Below are 20234 nucleotides of genomic sequence, written 5' to 3'. Positions count from 1 at the left end.
CGTGGCGGTCATCGCCGTTGATCTCGGGGCGACGAGTGGCCGGGTCGTCCTGGCCACCGTCGCCGACGGGTCCGTCGCGCTGACCGAGGTCCACCGCTTCTCCACCGCTGCCCGTCAGACCGACGACGGGCTGCGCCTCGACATCGAGGGCGTGTTCGCCGAGGTTCAGCGCGGCATCACTGCCGCCGTCGAGGCCGCCGGAACGCCGGTGACAAGCGTCGGCATCGACTGCTGGGCCGTCGACTACGGGCTCCTCGACGCCGACGGCGCCCTGCTCGACGAGCCGTACAACTACCGCGACCCGCGCACCGCCGCGGGGCTGGCGGCGGTCCGTGAGCGCATCGGGCACGACGAGCTCTACGCGCGCGTCGGGATCCAGGACAACGCGATCAACACCATCAACCAGCTGATGCACGACGTCACGTCGGGTCGGCTGGCCCGGGCCGCACGGTTCCTCATGCTGCCGGACCTGATCGGCTACTGGCTGACCGGCCGCGCCGTCGCCGAGCGGACCAACGCGTCGTCGACATCGCTGCTGAGCCCCGTCACGCGCGACTGGGACTGGGACGTCATCGACCGACTCGGCCTGCTTCGCGGCGTGTTCCCCGAGCTGGTCGATCCGGGCGAGGTCGTCGGGACCATCACCGTCGGCGCGGCCGCCGGAGTGCCGCTGGTCGCCGTCGGCTCGCACGACACCGCGTCGGCGGTGGTCGCCGCACCGCTGCTGCGCACGGGCGACGTGTACCTGTCGTCGGGTACCTGGTCGCTCATCGGGATGGAACTCGACGCACCGGTCCTGAGCGAGGCGGCGAGCGCCGCGAACCTCACCAACGAGGGCGGCGTCGACGGGACAGTCCGACTGCTGAAGAACGTCATGGGCATGTGGATCCTCTCCGAGGCGCTGCGCACCTGGGAGGCCGAGGGCTCCCCCGAGGAGCTGACGGACCTCATCGCCCGCGCCGCCGACGTCGCCGACGCCCCGCGCTTCGATGCCACCAGCCCGGCCCTGCTCGCGCCTGGCGACATGCCGGCGCGGGTGAAATCCCTTGTCGGGGGCGATCCGCGCCTCGACGACCCAGCCATGTTCACCCGCTCGGTGCTGGAGTCGCTCGCCGATGCCTACCGCGACACCGTCGACGAACTCGTCGCGATCACGGGGCACCGGCCCGGCCGGATCGCCGTGGTGGGCGGCGGCTGCCTGAACTGGCTGCTGTGCCGGCTGACCGCGGAGCGCACCGGCGTCGCGGTGACCGCCGGTCCCGTCGAGGCAACCGCCATCGGCAACGTGCTCGTCCAGGCCCGGGCAACCGGCCTGATCACCGGAACCCTCGACGACCTCAGAAGGATCGTGATGAACTCTTTCCCCCTCACGCACTACCTCCCCCGTCCGACCGAGGAGCTCGCTGTCATCACCGCGCTGAGCAACGAGTTCGGCGCCGATCCCGCGTTCACCCGGGCCGGCGGCGGGAACTCGTCAGCCAAGGCCGACGGTGTGCTGTGGATCAAGCCGAGCGGAACCTCGCTGGCGACCATGACCGCCGAGGACCTGGTGCCCCTGGACCTCGACGTGCTCAACGGCTCGCTCGAGGCCCCGGACCCCGACCCGTCTTTCGGTGACCCGGTCAACCACATCGCGGGCCTGGCTCGGCGTGACGAGGGCCCGCGTCGGCCCTCTGTGGAGATCCTGTTCCATGCGCTGATCCCCGACACGTACGTGTTGCACACGCATCCACTGATGATCAACGCGGTCACCTGCAACGCCGACGGTCGCGAGCTGACGGCACGCCTGTTCGGCGACGAGGTGCTGTGGGTGGACTACGTGGATCCCGGGCTGCCGCTGGCCCGCCTGATCAAGCAGGAGCGCGAGGCGTTCACGGCTCGCACGGGTCAGGAGCCCCCGCGCGCCACGTTCCTGATGAACCACGGGCTGATCGTCTCCGGCGCCACCCCCGAGGAGGTGCGCGAGACGAGCTATGCGATTCTCGGCAGGATCGAGGCGGAACTGGCCGGGGCGAAGTCCCTTGTCAGCGCCGCTGAGGCGTTCCGCGCCGCGCGCGGGGCGGCCGCCGTCGCGACCGACGCCGGTCCGCTGGCCCGCGAGTTCCCGGTGACGGAGGCGGGCGCGGCGTTCCTGACGGCCGGTCCGCTGATCCCGGACCAGATCGTCTACGCAGGCTCGTTCCCGCTGGTGGCCGCCGACGCCGACGCCGTGCCCGCCGCGCTCGAGGCGTACCGGGCCGAGCGGGGTCTCGACCCCGTCGTGTTGGTGGTCCCTGGGGTCGGGGTGGCCGCCGTCGGCGACGCGGAGAAGACGGCCCGCACCGCCCTGGAGGTCTACGTCGACGCCCTGACGGTCGCGGAGGCCGCCAGCCGCCTCGGATCGGTGCGCGCCCTCGACGAGCGCGAGCGTCGCTTCATCGAGACCTGGGAGGCCGAGGCCTACCGCAAGCAGGTCGCCGCGTCGTAGCCCGGACGCACGTCGGCCCGCCGTCCTCGAGGGGACGGCGGGCCGACGGCGTGTCTGGGTCAGTCGGTGGCTTCGGCCCACAACTCCCGGCGGCGCCTGGCCGCACTGCGGTCGACGAGGCCGGTCACGGAGATCGCGATGGTCACCATCGCCATCAACCAGAAGAACTTTCGGAACATGCCTCCACCATAGGCAGACGACGGGACCCCGTGGAAGGGGTGTTCGCGAAGATCAGACCGCGGTGCACCGTCGCGCCGCGGTTCGCAGTCCCAGGTCTGACCACCCCTGAGGACCCGCCGCATAGTCTGTGAGGCATCATGTTCGACTTCCGCTGGTCCACGGACGGCCGCCTGCTGACGCGAGACCTTGCCTTGGCCGGTGCGCTCGCGGTGGCGAGCATCCTGCCGCTGACGGTGGTGCCGGATGCGGGCTTCCTCCCCAGGGCGGCCCTGTGGTCCGCGCTGATGTGTCTCTCGGTCGTCGCCCGGAGGGTGGCCCCGAGGCTGGCGCTGGGGATCGTCGCCGCTGCCGGCATCGGGATGGCTGTGACGATGTCGGCGCCGGTTCCGGCGCTGTTCGCCGTGCCTGTCGTCGTGTACTCCGTCGCCCGATACGACAGGCTCTCCATGATGGCGCCCGTCGCGCTTCTCGGAGTCGTCGGATCGATCGTCGGACCCATGGTCTGGACGAGGACCCTCGAACAGGGCTATCAGTTCGTCGGCACCGCGCTTCTCGTCCTGGTGTGCGCGGCCGTCGTCGCGCTCTCCTACCTGGCCGGTCGGCTTGTGCGGCTGCGCCACTACACCGAGTCTCTGGACCGCGAGATCGCCACGGAGAAGTTCGTCGCTGCCCAGCGGCAGTCCGCGCAGGAGCTGGCGATCGCCGAGGGGCGGGCGCGCACCGAGGTGGCGCAGGAGTTGCATGACGTGTTGGCCCACTCGCTGTCGATCATCGTCGTGCAGGCGGAGGGCGCGAAGGCGCTGACCACCAAGCGCCCGGAGGCCGCCGTCGAAGCTCTGGGAGTGATCGCGGACACGGGACGCAAGTCGATCGCCGAGGTGCGCCGCATCGTCGCGGTGATGCGGGGAGAATCGGAGACCCCCGATTTCGGCCCCGCCCCGACTCTGAGCCAGATTCCGGACCTGGTCGCCGCATCCGGGGGTCGGGTGAGCCTGCGCATCGAGGGGGAGCCGCCCGTAGTGCCGGAGTCGCTGGGGCTGGCCGGGTTCCGGGTCGTGCAGGAGTCGCTGACGAACGTCCTCAAGCACGCGGGGCCGACGGCGCACGCCGAGGTTGTCATGACCTACTCCCCACAGGAGGTCGACATCGTCGTGCGGGACGATGGGATCGGCGTGCTCTCGAGCAGCGATGGCCACGGCTCCGGTGTCCGCGGGATGCGGGAGCGCGTCCAGGCGATGGGCGGCACGTTCAGGGCGGGGCCGCGATCGGGGGGCGGCTTCGAGGTGCACGCACGACTGCCGCTACCGAGCCAACTGGGCACGAGCTGGCTGAGAGGAACGAACAGATGATCAGGGTGTTGCTGGCCGACGACCAGGCGCTGGTGCGCTCCGGATTCCGGATGCTCATCGACTCCGCGGATGACATGACCTGCGTCGGCGAGGTCGAGAACGGACGCGACGCGGTGGCGCTCGTGAAGTCCCGCCCGGTGGATGTGGTGCTGATGGACATCCGCATGCCCATCATGGACGGCACCGAGGCGACGCGCCAGATCGCGGCGTTGGGAGTCGACACCAAGGTCCTTGTGCTGACCACCTTCGACCTGGACGAGTACGTCTTCGCGGCCATCCGCAACGGGGCAAGCGGGTTCCTGCTGAAGGACGCACTCCCCGACGAGCTGCTCGGCGCCATCCGCGCCGTGGCGGAGGGGGACGCGGTCGTCGCACCGTCGACCACGCGGCGCCTGCTTGACCACTTCGCGGACATGCTTCCCCAGGCCGGAGCGAAGCAGGACGACCGGCTGGACGTGCTGACCGAGCGCGAGCGCGAGGTGCTCGTCGAGGTGGCGCGCGGGTCGAACAACCAGGAGATCTCGCAGCACCTCTACATGGCCGAGGGAACCGTCAAGACCCATATCGGCAGGCTGCTCAGCAAGCTCGGGGCCCGCGACCGCGTCGGCCTTGTCCTGATCGCCCACGAGGCCGGCATCCAGTAGCGGCCGGGTCTCCCTTCGGCTCCGCCCTCTCCCGGTCGCTCCGCCCTCTCCCGGTCGCTCCCCCTCTCCCGGTCGCTCCCCCTCTCCCGTTCGCTGCCCTCCCCCTCCGAACCTCTACCCACCCTCCCTCGGCTCGGCCCTCCCACACCATCTCTCGGCACCTTCCGTGCACAAAAAGTGGCTAGAGCCGGAGCACGCGGAAATAGGACGCGTGCTGGGGACCAGGCCACAGTTGTGCGCGAGATGGTGACTCCCACCAGGCCAACCGCGCCCAGTCCCCGGCTGGCGGACCCCGATACCGACCCCTTGCCACTGGACCAATAACCCCAAGCAGCCATGCCTGCCGGTACACAGAAGTGGCCAGAGCCGGAGCACTCGGAAATGCGACACGTGCCGGGGACCAGGCCACAGTTGTGCACGGTGATGGCCGCATGGACGCCGCCGGGGTGGTCAGGCGGAGATGGCGGCCAGGTCCTGGGTCACCGCGGAGGTCGACGATGACGGTCGCGCCGGATCTCCCGCAACAGGCTCTCCTGCGTGCTACCCCACTGATGCCAGATCTGGTGATAGTCGAGCCTCAGGTGATCGAAGCCCTGGTCGCGCGCCGCCAAGTCCCTCGCATAGTCGAGACGACGTTGCTCCGGGCTGCTGTGGTACTCGGCACTGTCGCACTCGACGATCAACCTGCGGCCGACGAGGAGGTCGACCCGGCCGATGCCGGGTAGGTAGACCTGCGGGGAGACTGTGACATGGCGACGCTGAAGGAACAGCCGCACCCGGGTCTCGCTCCCCGACTCCGCTCTGTTCAGGAGGCTCAGGAAGCCTCGCCGCTCCTCCGGGATGGACGCGACGATGTCCTGCACGTCGGCGACCCGGATCAGTCCAAGGTTCAAGGCCGATTCCAGCACGATCAACGTCGTCTCGTGGTCGTGCCGGTGCGCAACCTGCCGCAGACAGTCGGCCAGCGACCAGACGGCGTTCTTCGGCCGACGTCGATCGTCGGCATGCAGGACGAGCCCATCCCGTTGCGCGGGGATCGGCCCCGACCGTAGACGGCATGGATCCCGTCATGCGTCGGCACCCACAGGCCGTGAAAGGCGCAGCCGGTCAGGCAACCAAGCCGGCAGCCGCCGTGCAGCGCACGGACCACCCGCTCGTCTGCCCAGGGCAGTGCGTACCAACCGCGCTGGACGCGTCTCACTGAGCCCGCGGCCAAGGCGGCCTCCAGTTCGCGTCGCGAGGCGCCTTCTCCAAGGATCTCCGCGTAGGACATGACCCCGGAGTTGATGGAGGGTCCAGAGCTCATCAGGTGCATCTCGCAACTGTGACCCCCGCGCAGGGCAGCCCGCGACGTTCAGGCCGCCCTGTGGATAACCCTGTGCACAGTCCAACACCTCCCCACCTCACCTGACGTCCGCGGCCGGCACTACCGCCCGCCCGGGCACCCTTCCGCACAACTGTGGCCTGGCCCCCAGCACGCGGGATATGCCCGGGTGCTTGGGCTATAGCCACAGTTGTGCACGCATGGGGGAGACGCGGGGCGCTTGAGCGCCGAGGAAGGAACTGGCGGGAGAGCAGGCCTTCGAGGGTGTCTAGGCGCCCGACACCCGACACAACTGTGGCCTGGCCCCCGGCACGCGTCGAATATCCGCGTGCTCCGGCTCTGGCCACTTTTCTGCACGGAGATAGGGGCGAGGGGGAGGAAGGCGTCCGGGCGGGGCATGAGAGGGAAGAGGTTCGCGGGGAGGCCAGGAGGACGGGGTGGCCCGGGAGGACGGGGAGGCCGGGAGCCCCGGGAGCCGGGAGGCCCGGGAGGCCGGGAGCCCCGGGAGCCGGGAGGCCCGGGAGCCGGGAGGCCCGGGAGCCCGGATGTCACGCCTGGGTCGGGACCAGGTCCTCCGTGCCCTTCTCGAACTCAGCGGCGCCGAGGCGACGCCGCGACGCGGCCAGAACCGCCGCACAGCCGAAGTAGACCAACGCCATGACGACGAAGGCGACGGTGGACAGGCCGCTCGACGGGAGAACGAACGCCGCGACGACTCCCGCCAGCACGAAGGCGCCGTTGAAGGTCATGTCGTAGAACGTGAAGACCCGCCCCTTGTAGCCCTCGTCGATGTGCGCCTGCACGATGGTGTCGACGCAGATCTTGAACGACTGCACACCCAGGCCGATGAGGAAACTGCCGAGGTACAAGGCCCACTGGGCCGACGTGCCGGACACGGCCAACGTGACGACCCCGGCGCCCACCAGCAGCGCGAACCCGGTGCGGGCCAGCCCCAGCCGGCGCACCAGCACGGGCACCAGAGGAGCCGACAGGATGAACCCGGCACCGGTGAAGACGCCCCACACGGTCAGGTCGGCGAGCGCCGCGTCGGGCTGGTCGATCGGGTGCCAGATGTTGCGCGCGGCCAGGATGATCGCGACGCTGAGCAGCCCGAACAGCAGCCTGGTCACGCCCATCAACGACAACGCGACGACGGCCACCCCGCGCGACGCCAGGTGTCGGCCCGCCTCACCGAGCCCGGACAGGACCTCCCGCACGCCTGAGGAGTCGCGTGATTCCGTCGCCGACGGGCCGAGCGCGTCTCGCGCGAACCCGCGGCACCGCAGCACCGAGCCGACGAACAGCACCGCTGCCAGCCAGAAGACCAGGGCGTTGGCGCCGTCGGCGCCCAGTGTGTCCGCGAAGGCGAACCGGGCGGCGACCCCCACGACCGCGCCGATGACGACGCCCAGCGGGCCGACCGTCGGCACGATCGAGCTCGCGGTGAGGTACTCATCCTCCTCGACGGTGTGCTGCAGCCCAGCCGACAGGCCGGCCAGCATGAACCGGTTGATGCTCATGGCCACGAGCAGCGCCCCGAACAGCACGACGCTCCATACCCCGCCGGTGCTCCCGGTGAAGATGACGATGCCGATGGTCACGGACAGCACCGCCCGCGCGACGTCGGACCACAGCGCCACGTCGCGTCTCGACCAGCGGTCGAGACGCGGTGACACGAACGGGCCGATGACGGTGAACGGCAGCAGCGTCAGGGCGAGCACGCCGGCGATGGCCCACGCGTCGGGCTGGGATGTCGGCGAGAAGAGGATGTAGCTCGCCATCCCCACCTGCAGCGTGCCGTCGGCCGCCTGGCTCAGGATGCGCAGGGTCAGCAGACGGCGGAAGGCCGCGTGCCTCCACAGGCGCCGCAGGGCGGAGATGAGCGTCAAGGGATCAGTTCCCCGTCGCCTGCGCGTGCAGCTTCTCGGCCTTCTGGACAGCCAGCGTGGCGCCGGTCTCCTCCATCATCTGCTCGATCTGCGGCTGCTTCGCGGCATCGAAAGCCGCCAGCTTCTCGACGGAGGCCACCATCTTCTGGAAGCACTCCTCCCGCTCGCCCTCATCCCCGTGGTACTCGGTGTGAAGGTAGCTGTGCGCGTTCCGCTCGACGGAGCGAACGGCGGTCATGACCTTCCCCTTGGGCGAGACGAGCGACGCGATGACCGTGAGGGTCAGGACGGCGATGATGACGATCAGCGAGTGGGCCGGGTCGAACGTGTAGACGTGGACCGGCTCTCCGCCGTTGATGAAGCCGACCTGGTTGGTGTGCAGCGCCTCGAGCACCAGCTTGACGCCGATGAAGCCCAGGATGATCGCCAGCCCGTACTTGAGGTATACGAGGCGGTCGAGGAGTCCGTCGATCAGGAAGTACAACTGACGCAGACCCATCAGCGAGAACGCGGTCGCGGCGAAGACGATGTAGACATTGGTCGTCACGGCGTAGATGGCGGGGATGGAGTCCAGGGCGAACAGAATGTCGGTGCCGCCGATGGCCACCATGACAAGCAGCATCGGGGTCAGGACCCTCTTGCCGTTCTCGAAGGTGAACAGCTTGTCGCCGTCGTAGTGGTCGGTGGTGCGCAGGAAGCGCTTGGCCAGCCGGATGACGAAGTTGTTCGAGTCGTCGTGGTCCTCATCCTCGGGCGCGAGGAGTTTGCCGGCCGTCAGCAGGAGGATCAGCCCGAAGAGATAGAAGGCCCAGGTGAAGTGGTCGATCAGGGCCATGCCGGCGAAGATGAACAGGCTTCGCATGATGAGCGCGAACACGATGCCGAACAGCAGCACCTTCTGCTGGTCCTTGCGCGGCACGGCGAAGCTGGAGATGATCACCAGGAAGACGAACAGATTGTCAACCGACAAGGCTTTTTCCAGGATGTACCCGGAGAAGTACTCGATGCCGAGGTGATGGTCGCCGACCGCGAGCAGGATCAGGCCGAACACGACCGCGATCCCGACGTAGAAGGCCGACCACCAGGCCGCCTCCTTCAACGTCGGCTCGTGCGCCTTGCGCACATGGAAGAAGAAGTCGAAGGCCAGGAGCCCGAGGATCACGACGAGCGTGATGGCCCAGACCCATGGGGGCATGTTGGTAGTCGTCAAGGAACTGCTCCTGAATACGGGCAAGAAAACGGGTTTCTGCCACCGGTACCCTTCAGGGCCAACGTCGATGACCCCACCAGGGTACCGGCGAAGCGGGGCTTCCCCCAATGCGACGGTGCCCGTCCCAGGCCGTCTCCGGCGGCCGGTAGCCTTGGGCGCGACGACGGGAGGTCCTTGATGCGACGTCTACTGACACTGCTGCTGGTGACGACGATGTGCCTGGTCGGATGCGCCCCGGAGGGCGACGACGGCGGCTCAGCGCCCGCGTCGACGGCGCAGCCGCCGGCCGACCTGCCAGCCGCAGACGACGCCGTCGCAGCCCTGGTCGCGGCGCTCAACGACCACGACGTCAGCGAGTTGTCCACCGTCAACGCCGCCTCGGACGCGCAGGCCGACTTCACCACCATCTTCGCGGGGATGGACGAGATCTACCCCAGCGTCACCGCCGGCGCCGTCACGTACGACGGGGCCGACGGCGCGTCGGCGACCCTGAACATGGACTACGCGCTCGGCCTGAACGGCTGGTCATACACGTCGACGGCGTCGTTCCGCTATGTCACCGACACCTGGCGTCTCGACTGGCAGCCGTCCATCATCCATCCCGATCTGACGTCCGCGTCGCGGATGCGGCACACGCAGACGGCCGCAAAGCGGGGCGCCATCAACGACCGCGATGGCAACGCCATCGTCGAGGAGCGGTCACTGTACGAGGTCGGGCTCGACAAGTCCACGGTCGAGGAGGCCGAATGGGAGACCGCCGCGGGTGACCTCGCTGTCCTCCTGGACATCGACAAGAAGTCCTACGTCGAGAAGGTCCTTGCCAACGGGCCGAAGGCCTACGTCGTCGGCGCGAAGGTGCGGCAGAGCGCCATCCCCACCAACATCTCCGACGTGCCGGGGGCCATGGTGCGCGAGGTGCGCGCCGTCCTCGGCCCCAGCGACTCGTTCGCCGTCCCCATCCTCGGCTCGGTCGGCGCGCCGAGCGCTGAGCAGATCGAGGAGTCCGCAGGCACCCTGACGAGCGCGGATATCGTCGGCACGAGCGGCCTGCAGTCCCGCTACGACGAGACGCTGCGCGGCGTGCCACTCGTGAAGGTCGACCTCGTCGCACGCAAGGTTGCCGAGGGCGAGTCCGCGGAGCCGGTCGAGGAGAAGACCCTGTTCCAGCAGGACGCCTCGGTGTCGTCGTCCATCAGCATCAGCCTGGACCGCAACCTCCAGACCAAGGCCGAGAAGGTGCTGAAGAGCCAGAAGGGCACGGCGGCGCTCGTCGTGATCGACCTGAACGACGGCGGGGTGCTCGCCGCCGCCCAGTCGGAGGCCGCCGGGACGTACCCGTACGTCACCTACGGGAAGTACGCGCCGGGGTCGACGTTCAAGGTCGCGACGTCGCTCGCGATGCTCCGCAAGGGCAAGGAGCCGTCGTCGACGGTGAACTGCCCCAGCTCGCTGAAGGTCAACACCTACACGTTCGGCAACTACTCGGGATACCCGTCGTCGGCGACCGGCAAGGTGCCGATGGAGACCGCATTCAAGTACTCGTGCAACACGGCGTTCGCCGGCGCCAACGTGTCCGCGAAGCAGCTGCACGCCGCCGCGGCCTCGCTCGGCGTCGGCGTCGACTACGACGCGGGGTTCACCGCCTACTTCGGCACCGTCGATCCGGGCAACAAGATCGACCTCGCCGCGTCGAAGATCGGCCAGGGCCAGGTCACCATGTCGCCGCTCGGCATGGCCGCCGTCGCCGCGTCGGTCGGATCCGGCCAGACGACCATCCCGTGGCTCGTCGAGGGTGAGGCGGCGAAGTCGACCGCCGCACCGCTCTCGTCGACGGAGACCAAGCAGCTCCGGCAGCTGATGAAGGCCACCGTCGACTCCGGCACGGCCACGAAGCTGCAGGGCATCATGACCGGCGCGAAGTCCGGCACGGCGCAGTGGGGCAAGACCGGCGACCTGAAGACGTCGGCCTGGATGATCGCCTACAACGACGACGTCGCGGTCGCGTCGTTCGTCGAGGTCGGCGACTCCGGCGGCACCACCGCCGCCCCGCTGATCGTGAAGCTGTTCTCGTAGTCGGGACCTGTTAACCCTTCGCTCCGCTCAGGGCGTTTCGACAGGCTCAACGACCCGGAATCGGTTCCCTGAGCCACACCCGGTTCCCTGAGCTCGTCGAAGGGCGCCGAGCGCAGCGAGGCGGGACCCGGGTTGACCCTTCGCTGCGCTCAGGGCGTTTCGACGGGGCCTGTGCTGAGCCTGTCGAAGTGCTCAACGACCCGAGGACCAGTTTTCCCTGAGCCACACCCGGTTCCCTGAGTCGTCGAAGGGCGCCGAGCGCAGCGAGGCGGGACTCGGGTTGAACCCTTCGCTCCGCTCAGGGCGTTTCGACGGGGCCTGTGCTGAGCCTGTCGAAGTGCTCAACGACCCGGAATAGGTTCCCTGAGCCACACCCGGTTCCCTGAGCTCGTCGAAGGGCGCCGAGCGCAGCGAGGCGGGACTCGGGTTGACCCTTCGCTCCGCTCAGGGCGTTTCGACAGGATCCACGACCCGCGCACTCGAGGCGTCGAGGCGCTTGAGGCCGATGACGCAGCCGATGATCGCCGCGAGGAAGACCACCTTCAGCCACGACAGCTCCTCGTTGCCCGTCGCCGCGGCATACGCAACCGTCAGCACCGTGCCGACGCTGGTCCACACGGCGTAGGCCGTCCCCGTCGGGATGTGGCGCATGGCGGCGGCCAGGCCGATCATCGAGCCGACGACCGCGACGGCGAACACCGCCGTCGGCAGCAGCACGCTGAACCCGGCGCTCGCGGACAGCGCGTTGGCCCACACGGCCTCCAGCACGGCGCTGGCGAGCAGCACCGGCCACGCGTAGCCCGGCTTCACGAGATCACCTTGAGCCCGACGACGCTGACCACGATCCCGGTCAGCAGCAGCACCTTCTTCACGCTGGCCGACTCGGCGCCGGTCAGCATCGCCCAGGCGACGGTGAGCGACGCCCCGGTCGCGGTCCACACGGCGTACGCGGTGCCGGTCGGCAGCGTCGCGAGCGCCGTACCGAGGCCGACGAGGCTCAGCACCCCGGCGACGATGAAGACGACCGTCGGCACCGGCCGTTTGAGCCCGTCGGAGCGCCCGAGCGCCGTCGCCCAGACGGCCTCCAGAACGCCGGAGCCGATGAGAATGACCCAGTCCATGAGAGTTTCCCCTTCGCACGTGAACCCCCTGAGGGGTGGCCAGTCGTGCGTAACCGGGTACTGAACCGTCGTCCGGGGCGGGGTCGCCGAGGCCCATCCTACCCGACGTCTCCCCCGCCGCCCCTGATAGTTTCGGGAGCATGAGTGAGACCCGCACCCCCCTGGATCAGATCGCCGACGCGTACGTCGACACCATGGTCAGCCTCAGCCCGACCCTTGCGACGCACCTCGGCTTCGAGGGCGACCACACCGCGCTCGACGACTACTCGCCCGCCGGCCTGCAGGCGGTCGCCGACGCGACCCGCGCGACGCTGCGCGAGGTCGAGGCGGCCGAGGCGCTCAACGCCAACGACATCGTGACGCGCAACGCGATGATCGAGCGGCTCTCGCTCGAGCTCGAGCTGTTCGACGCCGGCGAGACGTACGCGGCCCTGAACAATCTCGCCTCTCCGCTGCAGGACATCCGCAGCATCTTCGACCTGATGCCCACCGACACCGAGGACGACTGGCGCACCATCGCCGGCCGCATGGCAAACGTCGGCGGCGCGATCGACGGGTACATCGAGTCGCTGCGCTACGCCGCCGAGCGCCCCGAGCTGCCGTTCCCGGCGATCCGCCAGATCAACATCGGCATCCAGCAGTCCGACGAGCTGGCCGGCGACGCGTCGTTCTGGAACCAGCTGGCCGACGACGACCGCGCTCCCGAGTCGCTCCGCGCGGACCTGACGGCCGGCGCCGATGTCGCCCGCGCCGCCTACGCGCGGCTCGCCGACACGTTCCGCTCGCTGACCGACCGCGCCCCCGTCGCCGACGGGGTCGGGCGCGAGCGCTACCAGCGCTTCTCCCGGGAGTTCCTCGGCGCCACCGTCGACCTCGACGAGACCTACCGGTGGGGTCTCGAGGAGCTGCAGCGGATCATCACGGAGCAGGAGGCCATCGCCGTCGAGCTGTACGGCGACGGCACCACCCCCGAGGAGGCCATGAAGCGCCTCGATGAGGACCCCGGCCGCCAGTTGCAGGGCACCGACGCGCTCCAGAAGTGGATGCAGACCACCGCCGACGCGGCCGTCGACGCGCTGGCGGGCGAGAGCTTCGACATCGCCGATGAGCTGCGTCGCCTCGAGTGCTGCATCGCCCCGACGCAGGACGGCGGGATCTACTACACCGGCCCGACGGCCGATTTCTCCCGGCCGGGTCGCATGTGGTGGTCGGTCCCGCCGGGCGTGACCGAGTTCGCCACCTGGCGCGAGAAGACCACCGTCTACCACGAGGGCGTGCCGGGTCACCACCTCCAGATCGGGCAGGCGACCTACCGCGCGAAGGACCTCAACAAGTGGCGCTCGCTGCTGTGCTGGGTCTCCGGGCACGGCGAGGGCTGGGCCCTGTACGCGGAGCGGCTGATGGCCGACCTCGGCTTCCTCGACGATCCCGGCGACCGGATGGGCATGCTCGACGCGCAGCGCATGCGCGCCGCCCGCGTCGTCCTCGACATCGGCGTGCACCTCGGCAAGGAGTGCCCCGAGGAGTGGGGCGGCGGCATCTGGGACGAGGCGAAGGCCTGGCCGTTCCTGAAGGCCAACGTGAACATGGCCGAGGAGTTCGTGCGCTTCGAGCTCGACCGCTACCTCGGCTGGCCGGGACAGGCACCGTCGTACAAGGTCGGGCAGCGGCTGTGGGAGCAGGCGCGCGACGAGACGGCGGCCCGCGAGGGTGACGAGTTCAGCCTGAAGGCGTTCCACCGTCGCGCTCTCGACCTGGGGTCGGTCGGTCTGGACGTGCTGCGCACGGCGCTGGCCGGCTGATGCGCCCTCCGCGTCGGGGAAGCATTCCGGCTGACCCCGACGCGGGTCTTGAGGCGGGTCGGCCCTAGCGTGGGAGCCATGGTCAGCAGGCGATCGGTCCTGGCGGCGGCGGTGACGCTGCCGCTGACCGGGTGCGTGGACGTCGGTTCGTTCGACGGGTCGACGCTCGGCGGCTGCCGGACCCCGGACAGCCTGGTCTCGTTCGACACCGTCGTTGGGGCGCCACTGTCGTACGAGCTGTCGGGGAACCGGCAGTCCTTCCGGGCAGACCCCCGGTTCGTCGAGCTGCTCGACACCTGGGCCGCCGACTGGGAGTCGGCGGCCGGGCTCGGGAGGCTGACGGAGATCTCGACCTACGGCGCTTACGTCGACCGCTGCGAGTCCTGGCACGCGGCTGGCCGGGCCTTCGACGTCGCCGTCGTGCGCCACGAGGACGGCGAGGTGTCGTGCCGCTACGACGAGTGGGGTGACGACGCGGGTCGGCTGCGGGGCTACTGGCGGCTGGCCGCCTCACTCGCCGCGCACTTCACGTACACGCTGACGCTCAGCTACAACGCCCAGCACCACAACCACATCCACGTCGACAACGCGGTCAACGGTTTCGACGCGCCCCGGTTCCGGGAGCGGTCACGCGCCCAGGTCCAGGTGGTCCAGGGGGTGGCGCGGCACGTCTTCGGCCGCGACTGCCCCGAGAACGGGAGCTACGACGTTGCGACCCGGGACGCCGTGCGCTCCGTCCAGTCCGAGCTGGGCATAACCGCCCCGCTGGCCGACGTCGACGGCTGGCGCCAGTTCCTCACCCGCGCCGCCTCCGGAGGCTGACCCGCCCGACCTTCCGTGCACAACTGTGGCCAGAGCCGGAGCACTCGGATATGACGCGCGTGCCTGGGCCCTGGCCACACTTGTGCGGGAGAGTGCCGGTCATCGACAGGGAGGGTCTCGTCGTGGAGGTCAGGCAGGCGACCGAGCCCGACGGACAGGGCAACGACCGAGTCGGGACAGCCGGTAGAGAGACTGTCCGGCCGTCAGATGCAGAAGGGGTTTCCCTCCGGGTCTGCCATCACGACCCAGGCCCCGCTGCTGTCCCTGCGTCGCTCGACCAGGCGACCGCCGAGTTCCTCGATCCGGCCGATCGCCGCCTCGAGGTCGGCGACGCTGCAGTCGAGGTGGATCCACCCGCGGCGCTGGTCGGTCTCCTCGCTCTGCTGGAACAGGAGCGGCACCCTGCCTTCTCCTGGTTCCAGCAGGATGAACCCGTTGCACGAGTCAGCCGGGACGCCGCCGACGAGTTCAGCCCAGAACGCGGCCAGAGCGGTCGGGTTGACGGCGTTGATGGTGATGCAACGGACGGTGAGAAGTGCCATGTGAGGAGGCTATCGGTGCGGTTCGCCCTCCCTCGTCGGGCCGCGCGCTGACGGCGGCCTACAGCTCGACGAGTTCCTGCGCCCAGGCGCGGGCGGCCGCCCGGTCGACGTTGTCCTGCTCCGGCTTCCGCAGGATCCTGAGCAGGAGCCGGCCGAAGAACCCGGTCTTCGACTTCTCGTACCGGCCCGCGAAGGTCGCGCTGGCCGCGGCTCCGATCAGCTCGACGGCCGAGGCGTTGTACCCGATGGCCTCATCCTGCTTGCCGGGGTCGGCCGCGTTGAGGCAGGTGTTGAACACGGCGACGGTGGTCGACTCGAGGTTCGCCTGGTTGGCGTTCAGCCACGCCGTCGCTTCGGGGTAGAAGCGTCCGGCGTTGATGCCTGAGCCCACCACGACGAGTTCGGCGTCATGCACCTGGGGCGCGTCCTGCAGGCACTCGACGCGCACCTGGTCTCCGTTGGACCGCAGCTCCCGGGCGATCGCGTCGGCGATCACGTGGGCAGCGCCGAGTCGGGTGGCGTAGGCGATCAGGACGTTGCGCATGGAACGACACTAACGCCCGTCGTCGCAGTAAGGCTTGCCTGGGGTCCACAACAGGTGACCCCAGCCATATCACCGCTTGTCAGTCGAAGATCGGGCCGACGGTGCGGGTGCGCTTCAACTCGAAGAACCCAGGGTAGGCGGTGACCTTCACGAAGCCGTCGAACAGGTCTCCCGCGGCCTCGCCCTTGGGCGCCGGAGAGATGACTGGGCCGAAGAGGCTCATGCCGTTGACGCGCAGCACGGGGGTGCCGACCTCGTCGCCGACGGGGTCCATGCCCTCGTGGTGCGAGCGGCGCAGGTCGTCGTCGGCTGCGTCGGTCTGGGCGATGTCGATGATGTCTGCGTCGGCGCCGACCGCGTCGAGGGCGGCCTTCAGGGTCTCGAGCGTGCGGGGCTCACCGTTCGGGTGGAAGCGCGTGCCGATCTCCGTGTAGAACTCGGCGAGCTTCTCCGAGCCGTGTCGCTGCTCGACCAGCAGGGCCGCGCGGGCCGGGGCCCACGCCTTGTCCATGTGATCGCGGTAGGCGGGGTCCAGGTCACGACCCTCGTTCAGCACCGCGAGGCTCATGATGTGGAACGTGGTCTTGACGTCGCGCACCTTCTCCACCTCGAGCATCCAGCGGGAGGTCATCCAGGCCCAGGGGCAGGTGGGGTCGAACCAGAAATCAACACTCGTCGTCATGAACCCATCTCAGCACAGCCTCAGGGATGCAGGCCGACGACTCTGTCAAGCCATCAGCGAATCCACGTGCACCCTCAGCCGACGATCCGACGCGCCTCGTCCAACGCCCGCGACACGAACACGCCCTGGAACAGCACCACGTGCACCAGCAGCATGTGGAACTGGTGCACCGGGATCCGTTCCTCCCACCCGTCGGCCAGCAGGCTGATCTCCTGGTAGCCGGCGATGGTGGCGTCGAGGTGGTCTGATCCGAACAGCCCAAGCTCCGCCAGGTCCGTCTCCGCGTGCCCGCCGTGCGCGCAGGGGTCAATCAGCGTGCCGACGGTGCCGTCCCCCTGGATGGCCCACACGATGTTGCCTCCCCACAGGTCGCCGTGGATGCGGGCCACGTCGCGGCACCGGGACGGCTGCGGCGAGTCGAATCTACCGCCGGCGATGACGTCGCACGCGCGGTGCAGCAGGGCGCGCTCGTCGTCGGACAGCCCCCCGGCCATCAGGACGTAGGGGCGGCAGCGGGCCTCGGCGTAGAACTCGCCGAAGGTCGACCACGTGGGCCTCGCTGCGGCCGGGGCCGGCAGCTCAGCCAGCGTGAGGTCCGCCGGGCTCATCTCGAGGGGCGCCTGGCCCCACCACCCCGCGCCGGCGGCGTGCGTCACGGCGAGCCGTCGGCCGAACCTCTCCGCGTCCAACCTTGACGGGGTGCCGGGGTCCAGCAGCCCGGTGGTGAGCCACGTCGATCCGACGCCCTTCAGTCGGGCGACGGCGGCTCCCCCGGGCACCAGCAGCCATCGGAGACTCGCTGCCTCGGTGACGATCGCGCGGCGGGATCCGACCTTGTGGAACGTCTCCATGCCGGCCTCCTCTGCGCGCTGACAACACGTTATCCGCCGGACGACGCACCGTGGTGGACGGTGCCGTATCCACGCGGTGACGATCCCGTGTCAGGACGGTGATCGACGGGATCGTGGCACGAGCTGCGGCGGCTACGCTGAACTCACCGACCCCGAAACCGATCTTGAGGAGGGCACCCGTGAACTCCCCCGGTGACGTAGGCGCCTGGTTCCGCACCGCCCAGCGCAGCACGACGGGGTCCCGCACCGACTGGGGTCCGCACGGCGGCGAGTTCGGGCGCCTGTCGCCCGCGCCGGAGCTCGACCGGGCCCTCGCGCTGTTCGTCGGCCGCCCCACGATGGTGCTGACCGGGGCCGGCATGTCCACCGGGTCGGGGCTCCCCGACTACCGCGGCCGTGACGCCGTCCCACGCTCCCCGATGACGTTCCAGGAGTTCGTCGGCTCCGACCTGAGCCGACGCCGCTACTGGGCCCGCTCCACCGTCGGCTGGCGCGCCTTCGGGAGGGCCACCCCCAACCCAGCGCACCGGGCCCTCGCCCGTCTCGGGCAGCTGACCCCGATGACCGGAGTGGTCACGCAGAACGTCGACGCGCTGCACCAGGCTGCCGGATCGTCGCCCGTCATCGACCTGCACGGCAACCTCGACCGCGTCGTCTGCCTCGACTGCGGCGCCGTGACGTCACGGGCCGAGCTCCAGCCCACCCTGCTCGCGCTGAACCCCGATTTCGCGGCCCACCTCGACGAACTGGCCGTCAACGCCCGGACCGCCCCCGACGGCGACGCGGAGGTGGACCGGACCGAGGACTTCGTCTACCCGACCTGCGACCGCTGCGGCGGGATGCTGAAGCCCGACGTCGTGTACTTCGGGGAGAACGTCCGCCCGGAGGTCACCGCCGCCGCGAACCGGCTGCTCGACCACTCCGAGGTGCTGCTCGTCCTCGGGACGAGTCTCACCGTGATGAGTGGGCTGCGGTTCCTGCGCCGCTCGGCGAAGGAGGACCGGCCGATCATCATCCTGAACGACGGCACCACCCGCGGCGACGAGCTGGCCACCCTGCGCCTCCACGGGAGGATCGCACCCGTGCTCGAACGATGGGTCCGGCAGACCGCCCACTGACAAGCCCCTTTTCGCGAGACGTTCCGCGCCCTAGACTCTGCTCACCCCCGACGAAAGGCGCCACATGGCAGGCGGACTCGCAGCCCTCCTCGACGACATCGCTGCCATCGCACGGGCGGCGGCCGCCTCGGTCGACGACGTGGCGGCCGGCGCCGCGAAGGCCTCGGTCAAGGCCGTCGGCGTGGTCGTCGACGACACCGCCGTCACGCCCCGCTACGTGCAGGGCTTCACCCCTGACCGCGAGTTGCCGGTGGTGTGGAAGATCGCACGCGGGTCGATCATCAACAAGCTCGTCTTCATCCTGCCCGCGATCCTGCTCCTCAGCCAGTTCCTGCCATGGCTCCTGACTCCGCTGCTGATGTGCGGCGGCCTCTACCTCAGCTATGAGGGGGCCGAGAAACTCTGGGAGGCGGTGAGTGGACACTCCAAGGCCAAGGAGGCCCCGGCGCTCCTGCAGGGCGGTGACCACGAGAAGCTGATGGTCTCCAGCGCCATCCGCACCGACTTCATCCTGTCCGCAGAGATCATGGTGATCTCGCTGAACGAGGTGGGGGACCTCGGGTTCTGGATGCGCGCCGGGTCGCTGGTCGTCGTGGCGCTGATCATCACGGCGATGGTCTACGGCGTCGTCGCCCTCATCGTGAAGATGGACGACGTCGGCCTCAAGCTGGCCGCGAAGGAACGTACCCGCCGACTCGGCGAAGGGCTCGTCAAGGCCATGCCGAGGGTGATGCAGGTGCTGAGCACCGTCGGCGTCGCGGCCATGCTGTGGGTCGGCGGCCACATCCTGCTCGTCGGCATCAACGACCTCGGCTTCACGCCGATCTATGAGTTCGTCCACCACCTCGAAGAGGCGGCCGCGCACGCCGCAGGCGGCTTCGTCGGGTGGCTGGTCAACACGTTCTTCTCCGCGCTGCTCGGCCTCATCGTCGGCGCGGTCGTGGTGCTGATCATGCACCTCCTCCCCTTCGGAAAGAAGGGCCACACGGGGTCAACGGAGACCCACGCGCAGGAAGGCACGAGCTGAGATGTTTCGCCAGGGGGGCAGGGGGAAGCGGCGCTGGCCGCTGGTCGTCGGCGGCACGGTGGTGCTGCTGATCGTCGTCTGGCTGGGGCTGTGCTGGCGCTACGTCGCGCACCCGACGGTGGATCCGTACCAGAGCGTCGACGCCATCTACGTGCTCGGGCCAGCGGAGGGGCGTATCGATCTCGGACGCGAACTCGCCGCCGAGTACGGTGCCCAGGCGCTGCTCGTCACGGTCTCGGTGAACGAGACGACCGGTGCGGTCTACGAGAAGGATTTCTGCGACAAGCAGGCGGGCTACGAGGTGATCTGCCTGAACCCGGACCCCTACACGACGCAGGGGGAGGCGGAGGAACTCGCCGCCTACACCGATGAACAGGGCTGGGACACCGTGGCGGTACTGACCGACACGCCGCACATGTCCCGCGCCAGGCTGTGGATGGAGCGCTACGTGCAGGCCGACGTGGTGATGTGGGAGACCGACGAGGCCATGTCCCCGATGGACTGGGCGTATTCCTTCGTCTACCAAAGTGGGGCGTGGGTGAAGGCGATGGTGGTCGGGTCCTAGCCCCGCCGAGGACGCTGTCTCGGA

General features: G+C 69.4%; 18 protein-coding genes. 9 read left to right on the top strand and 9 right to left on the bottom strand.

What is annotated here, in order from left to right:
- Position 1 precedes the first annotated feature (1 nt).
- The 3 genes from KDB89_RS00340 to KDB89_RS00330 all read left to right on the top strand — a co-directional run bounded on the left by KDB89_RS00340 (position 2) and on the right by KDB89_RS00330 (position 4640).
- Positions 2-2467, top strand: a complete 2466-nt coding sequence (locus KDB89_RS00340; protein ID WP_219082362.1) for an FGGY-family carbohydrate kinase — start codon at positions 2-4, stop codon at positions 2465-2467.
- A 317-nt stretch (positions 2468-2784) separates the two neighbouring features.
- Complete coding sequence (locus KDB89_RS00335; RefSeq protein ID WP_219082360.1) at positions 2785-3996, top strand: sensor histidine kinase; 1212 nt, start codon at positions 2785-2787, stop codon at positions 3994-3996.
- The gene (locus KDB89_RS00330; protein WP_219082358.1) at positions 3993-4640 is read left to right on the top strand and encodes a response regulator; all 648 of its coding nucleotides are present in this window, start codon (positions 3993-3995) and stop codon (positions 4638-4640) included. The genes KDB89_RS00335 and KDB89_RS00330 overlap by 4 nt, the downstream gene beginning before the upstream one ends.
- 479 nt (positions 4641-5119) lie before the next feature.
- Here KDB89_RS00330 and KDB89_RS00325 read toward each other — a convergent pair whose 3' ends face one another.
- The 3 genes from KDB89_RS00325 to KDB89_RS00315 form a co-directional block, all read right to left on the bottom strand.
- Positions 5120-5554, bottom strand: coding sequence for an endonuclease domain-containing protein (locus tag KDB89_RS00325; RefSeq protein ID WP_219082356.1), 435 nt, complete (start codon positions 5552-5554; stop codon positions 5120-5122).
- A gap of 958 nt (positions 5555-6512) precedes the next feature.
- Complete coding sequence (locus KDB89_RS00320) at positions 6513-7853, bottom strand: MFS transporter (RefSeq protein WP_219082354.1); 1341 nt, start codon at positions 7851-7853, stop codon at positions 6513-6515.
- Positions 7854-7857: 4 nt separating this feature from the next.
- The gene (locus KDB89_RS00315; protein WP_255556034.1) at positions 7858-9063 is read right to left on the bottom strand and encodes a TerC family protein; all 1206 of its coding nucleotides are present in this window, start codon (positions 9061-9063) and stop codon (positions 7858-7860) included.
- A 177-nt stretch (positions 9064-9240) separates the two neighbouring features.
- On the opposite strand from KDB89_RS00315, the gene KDB89_RS00310 reads away from it, so the two are divergent.
- Positions 9241-11136 (top strand): penicillin-binding transpeptidase domain-containing protein, encoded by a 1896-nt coding sequence (locus KDB89_RS00310; RefSeq protein ID WP_219082352.1) that lies wholly within the window; start codon positions 9241-9243, stop codon positions 11134-11136.
- Positions 11137-11580: 444 nt separating this feature from the next.
- Here KDB89_RS00310 and KDB89_RS00305 read toward each other — a convergent pair whose 3' ends face one another.
- A complete protein-coding gene (locus KDB89_RS00305; protein WP_219082350.1) occupies positions 11581-11946 on the bottom strand; it encodes a DMT family transporter in 366 nt (121 codons plus the stop codon).
- On the bottom strand, positions 11943-12257 hold the full coding sequence (locus KDB89_RS00300) for a DMT family transporter (protein WP_219082348.1): 315 nt from the start codon (positions 12255-12257) through the stop codon (positions 11943-11945). The genes KDB89_RS00305 and KDB89_RS00300 overlap by 4 nt, the downstream gene beginning before the upstream one ends.
- Before the next feature lie 140 nt (positions 12258-12397).
- Between KDB89_RS00300 and KDB89_RS00295 the strand changes: the two genes are divergently transcribed.
- Both KDB89_RS00295 and KDB89_RS00290 read left to right on the top strand, forming a co-directional pair.
- A complete protein-coding gene (locus KDB89_RS00295; protein WP_219082346.1) occupies positions 12398-14059 on the top strand; it encodes a DUF885 domain-containing protein in 1662 nt (553 codons plus the stop codon).
- Between the two features lie 78 nt (positions 14060-14137).
- The gene (locus tag KDB89_RS00290) at positions 14138-14881 is read left to right on the top strand and encodes an extensin family protein (RefSeq protein WP_219082344.1); all 744 of its coding nucleotides are present in this window, start codon (positions 14138-14140) and stop codon (positions 14879-14881) included.
- A 203-nt stretch (positions 14882-15084) separates the two neighbouring features.
- Here the strand turns inward: KDB89_RS00290 and KDB89_RS00285 are convergent, their stop codons facing one another.
- From KDB89_RS00285 to KDB89_RS00270, 4 genes are all read right to left on the bottom strand, one after another.
- A complete protein-coding gene (locus KDB89_RS00285) occupies positions 15085-15423 on the bottom strand; it encodes a VOC family protein (RefSeq protein WP_219082342.1) in 339 nt (112 codons plus the stop codon).
- Between the two features lie 58 nt (positions 15424-15481).
- Positions 15482-15967: a flavodoxin domain-containing protein gene (locus KDB89_RS00280; protein WP_219082340.1), complete on the bottom strand. Its 486-nt coding sequence runs from the start codon at positions 15965-15967 to the stop codon at positions 15482-15484.
- 79 nt (positions 15968-16046) lie between these two features.
- The gene (locus tag KDB89_RS00275) at positions 16047-16649 is read right to left on the bottom strand and encodes a DsbA family protein (protein WP_219082338.1); all 603 of its coding nucleotides are present in this window, start codon (positions 16647-16649) and stop codon (positions 16047-16049) included.
- Positions 16650-16723: 74 nt separating this feature from the next.
- On the bottom strand, positions 16724-17500 hold the full coding sequence (locus KDB89_RS00270) for a fructosamine kinase family protein (RefSeq protein ID WP_219082336.1): 777 nt from the start codon (positions 17498-17500) through the stop codon (positions 16724-16726).
- Positions 17501-17679: 179 nt separating this feature from the next.
- Here KDB89_RS00270 and KDB89_RS00265 point away from each other — a divergent pair, with 179 nt between their 5' ends.
- From KDB89_RS00265 to KDB89_RS00255, 3 genes are all read left to right on the top strand, one after another.
- Complete coding sequence (locus KDB89_RS00265; RefSeq protein WP_219082334.1) at positions 17680-18618, top strand: NAD-dependent protein deacetylase; 939 nt, start codon at positions 17680-17682, stop codon at positions 18616-18618.
- A gap of 64 nt (positions 18619-18682) precedes the next feature.
- Positions 18683-19645, top strand: a complete 963-nt coding sequence (locus KDB89_RS00260) for a DUF808 domain-containing protein (protein ID WP_219082332.1) — start codon at positions 18683-18685, stop codon at positions 19643-19645.
- Position 19646: 1 nt separating this feature from the next.
- Complete coding sequence (locus KDB89_RS00255; RefSeq protein ID WP_219082330.1) at positions 19647-20210, top strand: YdcF family protein; 564 nt, start codon at positions 19647-19649, stop codon at positions 20208-20210.
- Positions 20211-20234 lie beyond the last annotated feature (24 nt).

This window comes from Tessaracoccus palaemonis, assembly GCF_019316905.1.
Lineage (GTDB): Bacteria > Actinomycetota > Actinomycetes > Propionibacteriales > Propionibacteriaceae > Arachnia > Arachnia palaemonis.
Note: the sequence above shows the minus strand (reverse complement) of the source record. Positions and strands in the feature narration are given on the sequence as shown.